Source organism: Candidatus Mycobacterium wuenschmannii (assembly GCF_030252325.1).
GTDB lineage: Bacteria > Actinomycetota > Actinomycetes > Mycobacteriales > Mycobacteriaceae > Mycobacterium > Mycobacterium wuenschmannii.
The window spans coordinates 2758338-2771970 of sequence record NZ_CP126981.1; the positions used below are offsets into that span (position 1 = coordinate 2758338).

The following is a 13633-nucleotide window of genomic DNA, read 5'->3' on the forward strand; positions in this document are numbered from 1 at the left end:
GATTATCAGGCATCCCTAGTATTTGTCCGATATTCGGAGTTCATCGAGGTAGGGAGACGGTGTGCGGTTCAGCTACGCGGAAGCCATGACGGATCCGGCGTTCTACATTCCGCTGGCGAAGGCCGCCGAGGCGGCCGGCTACGCCAGCATGACGATCCCGGACAGCGTGGCCTACCCGTTCGAATCGGACTCGAAGTATCCCTACACGCCCGATGGCAACCGTGAATTCCTCGACGGTAAGGCTTTCATCGAGACATTCGTGCTGACCGCCGCGTTGGGCGCGGTCACATCGACGCTGCGGTTCAACTTCTTCGTCCTCAAGCTCCCGATCCGTCCGCCCGCGTTGGTCGCCAAGCAGGCCGGCTCGCTGGCGGCGCTGATAGGCAACCGGGTGGGCCTCGGCGTGGGCACCAGCCCGTGGCCAGAGGACTACGAACTGATGGGTGTTCCATTCGCCAAGCGCGGCAAGCGGATTGACGAATGCATCGAGATCATTCGCGGCCTGACCACCGGCGACTACTTCGAGTTCCACGGCGAGTTCTACGACATTCCCAAGACCAAGATGACTCCCGCTCCGACGCAACCGATTCCGATCCTGATCGGCGGCCACGCCGACGCCGCGCTGCGCCGCGCGGCCCGCGCCGACGGCTGGATGCACGGCGGCGGCGACCCGGAGGAACTCGACCGACTCATCGCGCGGGTCAAGCAACTTCGCGAGGCGGAAGGCAAGACCGGCCCGTTCGAGATTCACGTGATCTCGGTGGACGGCTTCACCCTCGACGGCGTGAAACGTCTGGAGGACAAGGGCGTCACCGATGTGATCGTCGGCTTCCGGATCCCCTACATCATGGGTCAGGACACCGAACCGCTGGACACCAAGATCCGCAACTTGGAGATGTTTGCGGAGAACGTGATCGCGAAGGCCTGACGTCGGCGGTCGCAACGCGGCGAAGCCGCGTGCAGCGGGCCGCCGCGAAAACCTGACGTCGACTCCTACATCGGATCCCACACCGGCGGGCGCTTCTCCATGTGCGCGCGGGCCGCTTCGGTCGGGTTGTTGGTGAACCCGGTCAGAATCTGGGTGCGGTTCTCGATCTCGATTGCGTGCCGCAGGCTGGGCGCATCCAAAGCGGCGTTGAGTCCGATCTTGGTCTGCCACACGCCGAACGCGTTGTTCGCAGCGATCTCGCGAGCCTTGTCGAGCGCCGCCGTCATCAGCTGGTCGTGCGGAACCACCTTGTGCACCAACGTGATCCGGTAGGCCTCGTCGGCGTCGATGATGCGTCCGGTCAGCATCAGTTCCCGGGCGACGCCGGCGCCGACGATCTTGGGCAGCAGGTAGCTGGTGCCCATGTCCATCGATGAGAAGCCGGCCTTGATGAACACCGAGCCGAATTGAGCGTGCTCCGAGGCGATCCGGATGTCGGAGTGCAGCGCGAACGCCAGCCCGCCGCCGACCGCGACGCCGTTGACCGCGGCGATCACCGGTATCGGCAGCTCGTACAGGCGCAGGTACAGCTCGGCCAGTCGCACCTGCGCGTCGTAGTTCACCTTGTACGCCGGGGCGGTCGGCGCGTTCTCGGTCCACGCCTCGCCCGTGCCGCTGAGGTCGGCACCCGCGCAGAAGCCGCGCCCGGCCCCGGTCAGCACCGCGGCCCGGAACTCCCCACTGCTCAGCGCGTCGAGGGCCCGGTCGAATTCGTTGATCAGCGAGCCGTCGATGGCGTTCAGCCGGTCGGGCCGATTCAACGTCACCCCGGCGATGCCTTCCTCGAGCGTTGCAAACTCAACGGAAGTCATCGGCGCCACTCCCTCATCGCTTCGCCAGCCAATCTGCTTGCATGGCAATCAATCCCATCGCCGGTATCTGTGGTGTGTCGGGGTCGAGGTGTCGATAGTGCGTGTAAATGTTGATCAGCACGCGTTCGGCGTCCAGCCAGGTCGCGTACTCACCGAGGTCGATGGTGTCCGCGGCCTCGAGGAACGACAAGCCCGCCCGGTGCGCGGCTTCGGCCTGTTCGGCGACGTGCACGAGATATCCACGTACCGCTCGTATTCCGTCCGGGTCGGTCACCGGTCCGTGTCCCGGCACCACCGTCGGGGCATCGAGCGCGATCATCGCGTCGCACGCCGCGACCCAGTTGGCCAGCGGTCCGGCCCAGACGATCGGGGTGCAGCCGATGAACAGCAGGTCCCCGGCGAACAGCACCCCGGCGTCGGGTATGTGCACCACCGAGTCCGCGGCGGTGTGCGCCGGGCCCAGATTCAGTAACTCGACCGCGCGACCGCCGACGTCGACGGTGAGCCGATCGTCGAAGGTTAGGTCGGCGTTGCGCAGGGTGATGCCGCCGAAGTCGAAGGGGCCGAATCGTTCTCGCAGGTATGGCGTCGCGACCGGGCCCAGGTCGGTGTTCTTCGCCATCACCAGCATCTCGGGCGCCATGCCGTGCGCGATCTCCTCGGCGGTGCCGGTCGCGGCGATCACCCGGACCGACGGATCCAGCAACTGGTTGCCGTGCGTGTGGTCGCCGTTGGAATGGGTGATCAGTGCATCGGTGATCGGCGCGACGTCGGTCAGGGGCGCCATCGCGTCCAGCATCTCGCGGGTCAGCGGTAGGTCAAACAGCGTGTCCACCAGCAGGGACGCCCCGTCGCCCACCACCAGACCCGCGTTGCTCCAACCGAATCCGCCGTCGGGCAGCAGCCAGGCCCACACCCGGTCACCGACGGAGTGCAGGCCACGAGTGTAGGGGATCTTCGTCGGCGCCCGGTTGACCCGCGGCTTCTCCGCCCGGACATCCGGATTGGGCCGCGACGACAGTGGTTGCGGCGCAGGCGTTTTGCGCACGATCTGCCGGGTTTCGCCCAGCCCCTCGACGCGCAGCGTCACGACGTCGCCGTCGTGCAGCCAGCCGCGGAAGGACTCCGGGGCCTGCGGATCGAGATGCTCCACCAGCGTGCAGGTGGGCACCGTACCGGACCCGATCACGTCGCCGGGCGTGAGTCGCACCCCGCGCGAGGCGTACGAGATGACCTCGGCGAAGCTCCAGTCCATCTGCCCGGTCGACCCTGATCCGACGACGTCGTCGTTGACCATCGCAACGACGTCGAGGGCCAGCTTGCCGTCCCTGCGGTACGGCTCGAGTTCGTCGGGGGTGACCAGGTACGGCCCCAGGGTGACGCCGCTGTCCTTGCCCTTGGCCTGACCGATCGCCAGTTGACCTTCGAGCTGTTGCAGGTCGCGTGCCGACCAGTCGTTGAAGATCATGTAGCCGACGATCGCCCGCTCGGCCTCCTCGACCGACAGGTCTTGACCCGCAGTCCCGATCACCGCCGCGATCTCCAGTTCGAAGTCCTGCCAGACGCTGCCGGGCGCCATCGGCGCATCGTCGTAGGGGCCGAGAACGGTTGTCGGGCAGGCGAAGTAGAACGCCGGGATGCGGTACCAGGTGTCCTTGAGCACCCGCCCACCGCCCATCGCGGCCTGGCAGTTGCGCATGTGGTCCAGGAAGCAGAGGCTGTCCCGAATCGACGGCGGCCGCGGGATCGGTGCCAGCAGTGTCACTTCGCTCAGCAGCGCCGTCTTGGCCGACCGCAGCGCCCGCTGCCCCGCCGTCGCCAGACCGCCATCGCCGATCAGCTCGAGCAGCGTCACACCGGGTGCGAACTCGTGAATCGCCTCGCCGTCGAGAACTCCGGCCCGCTCGTCGCCGCCATTGCGAAATGTCACGAACCGCATGGGCTCCAACATACAAATGCCCCGCGCTACCGTGGCACCGATGAGCATCACCGTCGACGAGATCGAGGTCGCCGACCCACCCCAGGCGTGGTCACAGGCCGGGTTCACCGTCGACGCCGACGACGTCTGCCGGATCGGCACCGTCCGGGTCCGCCTGGTCGGCGGCAAGGACGGCATCGCCGGCTGGTCGCTGAGGGGCCTGACCGCGGACGACCCGCTCGACGGCATCCCGACCACCCGGTCCGAGGCCGACCCGCCCGAACCCGCGCGACACCCGAACGGCGTCACCGAGATCGACCACGTCGTGGTGCTGTCCCCCGACCTGAACCGCACGGTCCGGGCCCTGACCGCCATCGGCGTCGAACCGCGCCGCGAGCGCGACGGCGAACTCGGCGGACGACCGATCCGGCAGGTCTTCTTTCGCCTCGGCGCGGTGATCGTCGAGGTTGTCGGCGCACCGGACACCACCGGTGCGGGCCCGGCGACGCTGTGGGGCATCACCTACACCGTCGCCGACATCGACGCGACCGCCGCCCTACTTGGCGACCGCACCACCCCGGTGAAGCCAGCCGTTCAGCCCGGACGGCGGATCACTACACTGCATCACCGCGCCTTTGGAATGTCGGTCCGCACGGCGCTCATCTCAGCACCTATTCTCGGCGGGTGACCGACTCCGTCGACGATCCCGTGATCATCCACACCGACGGTGGCTGCCGGCCGAATCCCGGCCCCGGCGGCTGGGGAGCTGTGCTGCGCCAGCGCCAACACGTCCGCGAGATGTGTGGCGGTGAGCCCGGCGACACCAGCAACAACCGCATGGAGTTGACGGCGCCGATCATGGCGCTGGAGGCGCTCACCCGGCCCGTGACCGTGCACCTGTACACCGACAGCACCTACGTCCGTAACGGCATCACCAAGTGGGTGCTCGGCTGGGAGCGCAACGGCTGGCTGACCGCCGCGAAGCAGCCGGTGAAGAACGTCGACCTCTGGCAGCGGCTGCAGGCCGCGTGCGCACGCCACCGCGTCGAATGGTTCTGGGTGAAGGGACATTCCGGCGTCGCCGACAACGAGCTGGCCGACGAGTTGGCGACGCGCGGGCTACAGGAAGCGGTCGACTCCTATTCCCGGACCACCTCGTCGGGCGCCTTGTCCGGACGCAGCCCCCTCCAGCTGGGCTGACGCAGCCGCCCGTCCGACGTCCACTCGCTGTAGCGGACCTCGCCGACCAACGTCGGCCGAACGAACGTAACGCCCCTGGCGTCCTGGGTGGAAAGCTTTGCAGCAAAGGGCGAGTTGGCGGTGTGCAGCGGCTTGAGGGTCTTTTTCAGGTTGTCCAGGTCGCGTTCGGTGAAACCGGTGCCGACCCGGCCGGCGAACTGCAGGCCGTCGTCGCCCGGGATGCCCATCAGCAGTGAGCCGATACCGCTGCTGCGCCCGCCCTCACCGGCACGCCAGCCGCCGATGACGACCTCCTGGGTGTTCCAGTACTTGTCCTTGACCCACGATGCCGAGCGGCGACCCGGCTGATAGGTGGAGTCCCGTTTCTTGGCGATCACGCCTTCCCACTTCTGCTTGCGCGAATACTCCAGCGCCTCGGCGCCGTCGCCGAGCAGCAGTTCCGGGACGTTGAGGCCCCCGGCAGATGCGAGTGTTTCCAACATCTTTCGCCGATCGCGGTACTTCGCCCGCAGCAGTGACCGCCCGTCCAGGTACAGCAGGTCGAACGCGCGGAACTCGATGCGGGTGGCGCGGGCCCGGTTCTGCATCTCCGAGAAGCTGGGCACCCCGGATTCATTCAACGCGACAACCTCCCCGTCGAGCACGACGTGGTGATCGGCGAGATCGCTTGCCAGTGACTGCAATTGAGGGAATTCGCTGGTGAGGTCCCGCCCACTGCGCGAACGCAGCCGGACCTCGCCGTGGTCCGCGTCTACCAGCAGCCGGTACCCGTCCCACTTCGCTTCGAACGCCCACTGCGCCGCGGTCAGCTTCGCCACCGAACCGTGGGTGGCCAGCATCGGCGCAAGGTCGTCGAAGTCGAAGACGTGCTGGTCTTTCATCCGGTGAGCGAGCCACTGGTTGCCGTCGGTCTGAATCAGCGCGTAGCGGCCCGAGATTCGCTGTCCGTGCAGCGTGACGATCACCTCGTTCTCCAGGAACTTCTCCGTGTCGTAGGTGCCGGCATCCCAGATGGTCACCGTCCCGCCGCCGTACTCCCCCTTGGGAATCGTTCCCTCGAAGCTGCCGTACTCCAGCGGGTGGTCTTCGGTGTGCACGGCTAGGTGATTGACGGCCGTGGTCTCCGGCAGATTCTTCGGTACCGCCCACGAAACCAGCACGCCGTCGCGCTCGAGCCGGAAGTCGTAGTGCAGCCGGCGGGCGTGATGCTCCTGGATGACGAACGTGTTGCCCTGTCCGGAACCGGGTTTGGCGGAAGGGACCGGCTCCGGTGTCTTGCCCGCATCGCGCATGCTTCGATACTTGGTCAGTCGATCCGGCACGTCGGCATCCAAGCCCGCCAACAGATCTCCGTCGCGCTCGACCCGCTCGAGCACCTCGTCGTAGCGCAGCTGGCGTAACTTCTTGTCGTCCAACTCATCCCAGTCACGCGGGGCCGCGACGGTCGGATACTCCCGGCCCCGTAACGAGTACGGCGCGATCGTGGTCTTCGAGCCATTGTTCTGGCTCCAGTCCACGAAGATCTTGCCGGCGCGCACGCTCTTGGTCATCGTCGAGGTGACCAATTTCGGCATCGCCGTTTCCAGTTGCTGCGCAACCCGTTTCGCCAACACCGATGCACCGCGGCTGCTCACCGGCTTGTCCAGCGGGCAGTAGAGGTGCATCCCCTTGCTGCCGCTGGTCAACGGAAACGTCGTCAGCCCGATGTCGGCGATCAAATCGCGGACCGCGCGGGCGACGGTGGCGAGTTGCGCCATCGTCGCCCCGTCGCCCGGGTCGAGGTCGAACACCAGCCGGGTGGCCGGTCCGGGGTCGCGCGCACCGAAACGCCATTGCGGCACATGCACTTCCAGCGCCGCTTGCTGCGCGATCCAGGCCAGACCGTCGACGCTGTCGATGATGGGATAGGTGGTCGTGCCGGACTTGTGCGCGATGCTGCCGCGCGGCAACCACTCGGGAGCCGAAGCGGCAAGCTGCTTTTCGAAGAAAGAAGGTTGGTTAACGCCGTTAGGCCAGCGTTTCCGGGTAGCCGGCCGGCCCGCGATATGGGGCACCATGAACTCGGAAACCCGCACGTAATAATCGAATACGTCGGCCTTGGTTGTTCCGGCTGCGGGGTATAACACCTTGTCGGCGTTCGTCAACTTGACCCGCGGCGGCATGTTTGTCAACCTACGCCGCCCGCCACCCTGCTCACCACGGGCGATTCCGCGTTTCCCGAATAGCTCTGTGTCAGATAAACGTGACATAACCCACTAAACCGTTTAAGTGCTCCTGACCAGTGGATACAGACCCACATGCGAAAAGTGATTCCTTGGCGGCCAAGCGCCGGAGTTCCGCTCAGTAACGACACTCTCGACACCATCCCGATGCGAGCCCAGGGCATCGAGGTGCCGGCCTACGACCGTTCGACGTTGCAGCGCGGCGTGGTCCACATCGGCGCCGGCAACTTCCACCGTGCGCACCAAGCCGTCTACTTCGACGACCTGGCCGGCTCGGGCGTCTCGAACCAGTGGGGCGTGACCGGCGTCAGCCTACGGTCCCGCGACGTCAAGGACGTGCTGTCGGCCCAGGATGGTCTCTACACGGTCGTGGAACGGGGTCACGAGGGCGAGACCGCCCGCGTCGTCGGTTCGATCGGCTCGGTCCACTACGCGCCCAACGACGGCGCCGCGGTTCGCGCCGCGCTGGCCGACCCTCGCACCCGCGTCGTCAGCCTGACCATCACAGGTAACGGCTACTTCCTCGACCCGGCCACCCGCGAGTTCAACGCCGGCCATCCCGATGTGCAGGCGGATCTGGTCCAGACCGGTACCTACAACACCGCGTGGGGCTACCTCACCGATGCGCTGGAGTTGCGCCGCCGCGCCGGTACCGCTCCGTTCACGGTGCTCTGCTGCGACAACATCCCCGACAACACGCAGGCGGCGCGCACCGCGCTGGTGTCCTTCGCCGCGCTGAAGGATCCCGACCTCGCCCGCTGGATCGACACCCATGTCGCGTTCCCATCGACCATGGTCGACCGGATCACGCCGCAGACCTCCGAAGACGAGGTCGAGTTCGTCCGGCAGACCTTCGGGATCTCCGACAAGTGGCCGGTGCTCACCGAGCCGTACAGCCAGTGGGTGATCGAGGACAACTTTTGTGCCGGTCGTCCGCCGCTGGACGAGGTCGGCGCGCAGTTCGTGTCGAACGTCAGCGACCACAAGCTGGTCAAGACCCGGATGCTCAACGGCACGCACATCGCGATGTCGACGCTGGCCACGCTGGCCGGTTACCGGCGCACCGACGAGGCCATGCGCAACGAGGCCATTTACGGCTTCGTCGAGCAGCTGATGCGCGACGAGGTGCAGCCGCTGCTGCCGGCCGTGCCCGGGATGAACACGCCCGAGTACCGGCACTCGCTGCTGTTGCGCCTTAGTAACCCGCAGATGAGCGACCAGTTGTCGCGATTGGCGCGCCGCGGTTCGGAGAAGATCGCGTCCTTCCTGCTGCCGTCGCTGCACGACTCGATCGAGCAGAACCGCCCGCACACCCTGTTGATGCTGGCGCTCGCGGGCTGGATCCGGTACCTCCAGGGCACCGACCTGAAGGGTTGCAACATCCAGGTCGACGACCCGGAGAAGGAGTTGCTGACCAAGCTCGCGAAGATGGGCGGCACCAACCCCGAGCCGGTGCTGCGCCACGAGATCTTCGCCGAACTGCGGATGGTCCCTGGATTCACCGACCGTCTACGCGAGATGATCGTCGACATCGACGAGCACGGTGTGGTCCCGACGCTGCGCAGGGCGCTGCGGGCCGAGGCGCGGGAGCTGGTGTCCTGATGAACCAGCCCCTGGAATTCGTCCGACCGTTCGACCCGGCATCGATCACGACGTTGCTGCTGGATGCCGACGACAACCTGTTCCCCTCGGAGGCGCCGGCTTTCGACGCGTCGGCCGACGTGACCACCCAGTTCCTGGCGCGCTTCGGCGTCAATTCCCCGCTGAGCGGCGACGAGTTGCGAAAGAAGGCGGTGGGCAAGAACTTCCGTAGCACCGCCACCGACCTTGCCGTGCTGAGCGGGGTTCCGTTCGAGACGTCGCTCGCCGACAAGCGCCCCGACGCGGTGGTCGCCACCGAGGCCGACCTCGCCGAAGGTCGTGCGCTCACCGCCGACGAACTCGAGCAGTGGGTGCGCAAGGAGCGCGAGCAGGTGACCGCTCATCTCGCCGTGACGCTGCGGCCGGACCCCGAGGTACTCGGCCCGCTGCAGGACCTGGCGCCGCGGTTCGCGATGGCCGCGGTCAGCTCCAGTGCCCTCGTCCGGCTGAAGGCGTCGTTCACCGCCGCGGGCTTGGACGAACTGATCCCGGAAGCGGTGCGCTTCAGCGCGGAGGACTCGCTGGCAGTGCCCGTCAGCAAGCCCGATCCCGCGGTGTACCTGCAGGCCGGCCGGATCCTGGGCGTCGACGGCCCGCGCGGGCTGGCCGTCGAGGACTCGGTGCCCGGCGTGAGCTCGGCGGTCGCGGCCGGGTACTACGCCGTCGGTAACGTGATGTTTGTGCCTGCCGACGAAAAGCGAAGCCGCACAAAGGAGTTACTGGACGCCGGTGCGGTCGCCGTCACCGACTCGTGGCGCGCGCTCGCCGACTCGCTTATCTTGGCGGCAGTGACGACTGGAGGTTCCGCGCTCAGCTAGGCACCGCCATCCCGGAAGGAGTCTTGTCGTGCCTAACGCAATACCCCTGAACAATTCGGCCCTGGCAGATCTGCCGATCGACGCACCGAAGTACGACCGTGGCAGCGTCAGCGTCGGCATCGCACACATTGGCACCGGCCACTTTCACCGCGCGCACCAGGCCGCCTACATCAACCTGTTGCTGCAGCAGGGCCTCGCGCACGAGTGGGGCATCTGCGGTATCGGCGTGATGCCGGGTGACTGGACCATGCGCGAAGTCATGGACGGCCAGGACGGCCTCTACACGCTGATACTGGAGCATCCCGGTGGTACCCGCAGCGCTCAGGTGATCGGTTCGATCATCGACTACCGCTTCGCCCCGGACGATCCGGAATCGGCTCTCGAGGTGCTCGCCGCGCCGACGACCAAGATCATCTCGCTGACCATCACCGAGGGCGGATACCTCGATCCGGACGGGCCGGCGTTCACGCTGATCACTCAGGCGCTGGACCGCCGTCGCAGCAGGGGCATCCCCGCACCGACGATCGTCTCGTGCGACAACATCGAGAACAACGGCGAGGTCGCCAAGCGGACCGTGCTGGCCAGTGCCGAACGCGTCGACCCCGAACTGGCCGAGTGGGTGGGCGAGCACGCCCGATTCCCCAACTCCATGGTCGACCGCATCACTCCCGCAACGACTTTGGAGATGGCCGCGGAAGTGCGCCGCGATTTCGGCGTCGACGACAGATGGCCGGTGGTGGCCGAGCCGTTCAGCGCGTGGGTCATCGAGGACGACTTCGCCGACGGGCGGCCGCCGCTGGAGAAGGCGGGTGTGCTGGTCGTCGACGACGTCCGGCCCTACGAGTTGATGAAGCTGCGGATGCTGAACGCGGGCCACCAGTGCCTGTGCTACTTCGCGCATCTGTGCGGGTTCGAGTTCGTGCACGATGCGGCGCAGGACCCGGTGTTCGCCAAGTTCCTGCTGTCCTACCTCGAGGACGAGGCCATCCCGACCCTGCCGCCGGTGCCCGGGATCGACCTGCACGAGTTCGCCCGCACACTGGTCGAGCGATTCGCCAATCCGGCTGTGCGCGACACAGTTTCGCGAATCTGCGCCTATTCGTCGGACCGCATTCCCAAGTTCTTGTTTCCGGTCATCTGCGACAATCTGGCCAACGACGGCCCGGTGGCGATGGCGTCGGCCGCGGTGGCCAGTTGGGCCCGCTACGCCGAGGGTGTCGACGAGTGGGGCGAGCCCTACGAGGTGCTCGACCGGCTGGCCGATGCGCTGATCCCGATAGCCCGCTCGCAGCACGAGAACCCGAACGCCTTCATCGAGATCACCGCGGTGTTCAACGACCTCGCCCACCAGCACCGGTTCGTCGAGGCCTACCGGTGGGCGCTGGATTCGTTGCACAGCAAGGGCGCTCGCGCGACACTGGAGGCATTGGTGCAATGAGCCGCGGTCTGGTGATCGGCGAAGCACTCATCGACATCGTCCAGGACGGCCACCAGGTCATCGGGGAACATGTCGGCGGGAGTCCACTCAACGTCGCGGTCGGACTGGCCCGGCTGGGGCGCGACGTCGACTTCCTCACCCACATCGGCGACGACGCATACGGCCGCCGCATCGCCGACTACGTCTCCGCGTCCGGGGCGCACCTGGTGCCGGGTAGCGACAGCGCCGAGCGAACGACCACCGCGCGGGCGACGGTGGCCCAAGATGGTTCGGCCACTTACCAATTCGACTTGGACTGGCAGCTGTCCGGCACGCCGCCGGTGCCGCCGCCGCTGTTTGTGCACACCGGATCGATTGCTGCGGTGCACGATCCGGGCGCGCTGGCCGTCGCCGCGCTGATCGACGCCTACCGGGTGTCGGGCACCGTCAGCTTCGACCCGAACGTACGGCCCTCGCTGATCGCGGATCGGGAGTTGGCCCGCACCAGGATCGAGCACCTGGTCGAGCGCAGCGACATCGTGAAGGTCAGCGACGAGGATCTGCGCTGGCTAGACCCCAACCGCAAGCCCGAGGACATCGCGCAGACCTGGCAGTCGCTGGGTCCGGCGATCGTCGCGGTGACGATGGCCGATCAGGGCGCCGAGGCGGTCTGTGCCGCCGGCGTGGTGCGGGTGCCGGCGCGGACGGCGCGGGTGGTCGACACCGTCGGCGCGGGTGACTCCTTCATGGTCGGCCTGCTGGACGCGCTGTGGGAGCGCGACCTGCTCGGGGCCGACCGGCGTGCCGCACTGGCCGCGCTCGACCTGGAGACGCTGACCGCCGCCTTGGAGGCGGGCAGCGCCGTCGCGGCGGTGACGGTCGGCCGGGCGGGCGCTGACCTGCCGGATCGCGAGGCACTGAGCGCCGCGGCGCAGCAGCGATAGACGCGTATCCGCCCAGTTGTGTGGGCATACTGGCAGCATGCGTTCGATCTGGAAGGGCTCGATCTCCTTCGGGCTGGTCAATGTGCCGGTGAAGGTCTACAGCGCGACCGAGGACCACGACATCAAGTTCCACCAGGTGCACGCCAAGGACAACGGCCGCATCCGGTACAAGCGGGTCTGCGAGGTCGACGGCGAAGTCGTCGAGTATCGCGACATCGCCCGGGCCTACGAGTCCGACGACGGTCAGACGGTGATCATCACCGACGACGACATCGCCACGCTGCCCGAGGAGCGCAGCCGCGAGATCGAGGTGCTGGAGTTCGTGCCTGCCAGCGACCTCGACCCGATGATGTACGACAAAAGTTACTTCCTCGAACCCGACGGCAAGTCGACGAAATCCTATGTACTGCTGGCGAAGACGCTCGCCGAGACGGACCGGGTGGCGATCGTGCACTTCGCGCTGCGCAACAAGACCCGGCTGGCTGCGTTGCGGGTCAAGGACTTCAGCAAGCGCGACGTGATGGTTATCCACACCCTGCTGTGGCCCGACGAGATCCGCGACCCGGACTTTCCGGTGCTCGACAAGAAGGTCGAGGTCAAGCCAACCGAGCTCAAGATGGCCGGCCAAGTGGTCGAGTCGATGGCCGACGAGTTCAACCCCGACCGCTATCACGACGACTACCAGGAACAGCTGCAGGAGTTGGTGACCGCCAAACTCGAAGGCGGAGAGGCCTTTACCACCGAGGAGCAGCCGAAGGAGCTCGACGAGACCGAGGATGTCTCCGATCTGCTAGCCAAGCTCGAGGCCAGCGTCAAGGCGCGCTCGGAAAAGGCGCCGGCCAAGAAGTCGCCAGCAAAGAAGGCGGCCGCCAAAAAAGCTCCCGCCAAAAAAGCCGCGGCGAAGAAGGCCCCAGCCAAAAAAGCGGCCGCCAAGAAGGCCGGCTCCAAGAGCTAGATTTCTTCATTTCCACAGCGTGCGCCCGTAATACGACGGTATCGTCCGGACTAGTGCGGCCGGATGCAGGCCGCGTTCACAGAAGAGTTCGACATGGCTCGTATCCACAAATCAACAGCGGGGCTCGCAATCACCGCAGCCGCCGCGATGTACGGACTTCTCGGCGCGGCCGCCGCGCACGCCGATCCACCCATCTGCGGCACCCAGGGCACACCACCCTGCGCCGGCGGCAGTCCGTTGACGCCGGAGCAGCAGTGCGCATACACCGCCTGGCGCACGATGATGCCCTGCAACTGGCAGGGCCAGCAGGTGCCACAGGGCACTCCGGGCAGCTGGGGCTGAGCCGGTTCGGCCGAGACGGGCGAAGTGCGTCGATCTCGTCTAGCGTTGTTGCATGAAGGTTCGATGTACCGGCTGGGCGGCGCTGCTGGCCATCGCCACTGTGGTCTGCGCCGCCCCCGCTTCCGCCGACGCCACCGATGACGCGGTGATCAATGCCCTCGCCAAGCGCAACATTCCCGTCAACGACGACAATCGCGACGTGCTACTCGCCGAGGCTCACATGGTGTGCGACGGTTTCGACAAGCACTACACGACAAGCGCTTTGGCGATGAAGATCGTCGGGGACACCGACCTCAACGTCAGCCAGGCCAGCTTCCTGGTCGGGCTCGCGGTGTCGGCCTACTGCCCCGAGTACAAGGGTCGGCCCGACTCCTGA

Annotated in this window: 13 protein-coding genes; 10 read left to right on the plus strand and 3 right to left on the minus strand. The window is 66.7% G+C overall.

All coding sequences use genetic code 11. The features are described 5' to 3' along the window. Positions 1–61: 61 nt before the first annotated feature. Complete coding sequence (locus tag PT015_RS13015; protein ID WP_285184937.1) at positions 62–928, plus strand: TIGR03619 family F420-dependent LLM class oxidoreductase; 867 nt, start codon at positions 62–64, stop codon at positions 926–928. Between the two features lie 65 nt (positions 929–993). Here the strand turns inward: PT015_RS13015 and PT015_RS13020 are convergent, their stop codons facing one another. Then, entirely contained in the window at positions 994–1800 is an 807-nt protein-coding gene (locus PT015_RS13020) for an enoyl-CoA hydratase/isomerase family protein (RefSeq protein ID WP_285184939.1), read from the minus strand. A gap of 13 nt (positions 1801–1813) precedes the next feature. Further along, a complete protein-coding gene (locus tag PT015_RS13025; protein ID WP_285184940.1) occupies positions 1814–3739 on the minus strand; it encodes a fumarylacetoacetate hydrolase family protein in 1926 nt (641 codons plus the stop codon). A gap of 40 nt (positions 3740–3779) precedes the next feature. On the opposite strand from PT015_RS13025, the gene PT015_RS13030 reads away from it, so the two are divergent. Both PT015_RS13030 and rnhA read left to right on the plus strand, forming a co-directional pair. Continuing rightward, on the plus strand, positions 3780–4406 hold the full coding sequence (locus tag PT015_RS13030; protein WP_285184941.1) for a VOC family protein: 627 nt from the start codon (positions 3780–3782) through the stop codon (positions 4404–4406). Continuing rightward, positions 4403–4918, plus strand: a complete 516-nt coding sequence (gene rnhA / locus PT015_RS13035; protein WP_285184943.1) for a ribonuclease HI — start codon at positions 4403–4405, stop codon at positions 4916–4918. Before PT015_RS13030 ends, rnhA begins: the two co-directional genes overlap by 4 nt. Here rnhA and PT015_RS13040 read toward each other — a convergent pair. Next, positions 4858–7080: an ATP-dependent DNA ligase gene (locus PT015_RS13040; RefSeq protein ID WP_285184944.1), complete on the minus strand. Its 2223-nt coding sequence runs from the start codon at positions 7078–7080 to the stop codon at positions 4858–4860. The two genes, rnhA and PT015_RS13040, sit on opposite strands and share 61 nt — an antisense overlap. Positions 7081–7215: 135 nt before the next feature. Here PT015_RS13040 and PT015_RS13045 point away from each other — a divergent pair, with 135 nt between their 5' ends. From PT015_RS13045 to PT015_RS13075, 7 genes are all read left to right on the plus strand, one after another. After that, positions 7216–8742 (plus strand): mannitol dehydrogenase family protein, encoded by a 1527-nt coding sequence (locus PT015_RS13045; RefSeq protein ID WP_285184945.1) that lies wholly within the window; start codon positions 7216–7218, stop codon positions 8740–8742. Beyond that, positions 8742–9599 carry an HAD family hydrolase gene (locus PT015_RS13050; RefSeq protein WP_285184946.1) on the plus strand — a complete coding sequence of 286 codons (858 nt, stop codon included), beginning with the start codon at positions 8742–8744 and terminating at the stop codon, positions 9597–9599. The genes PT015_RS13045 and PT015_RS13050 overlap by 1 nt, the downstream gene beginning before the upstream one ends. Positions 9600–9627: 28 nt before the next feature. Continuing rightward, positions 9628–11037: a mannitol dehydrogenase family protein gene (locus tag PT015_RS13055; RefSeq protein WP_285184947.1), complete on the plus strand. Its 1410-nt coding sequence runs from the start codon at positions 9628–9630 to the stop codon at positions 11035–11037. Beyond that, positions 11034–11960 carry a carbohydrate kinase family protein gene (locus PT015_RS13060; protein WP_285184949.1) on the plus strand — a complete coding sequence of 309 codons (927 nt, stop codon included), beginning with the start codon at positions 11034–11036 and terminating at the stop codon, positions 11958–11960. The genes PT015_RS13055 and PT015_RS13060 overlap by 4 nt, the downstream gene beginning before the upstream one ends. Before the next feature lie 37 nt (positions 11961–11997). Beyond that, positions 11998–12915, plus strand: coding sequence for a non-homologous end joining protein Ku (gene ku / locus PT015_RS13065; RefSeq protein WP_285184951.1), 918 nt, complete (start codon positions 11998–12000; stop codon positions 12913–12915). Positions 12916–13008: 93 nt separating this feature from the next. Beyond that, positions 13009–13257 carry a hypothetical protein gene (locus PT015_RS13070; protein WP_285184952.1) on the plus strand — a complete coding sequence of 83 codons (249 nt, stop codon included), beginning with the start codon at positions 13009–13011 and terminating at the stop codon, positions 13255–13257. A gap of 52 nt (positions 13258–13309) precedes the next feature. Next, positions 13310–13633, plus strand: coding sequence for a DUF732 domain-containing protein (locus PT015_RS13075; RefSeq protein ID WP_285184953.1), 324 nt, complete (start codon positions 13310–13312; stop codon positions 13631–13633).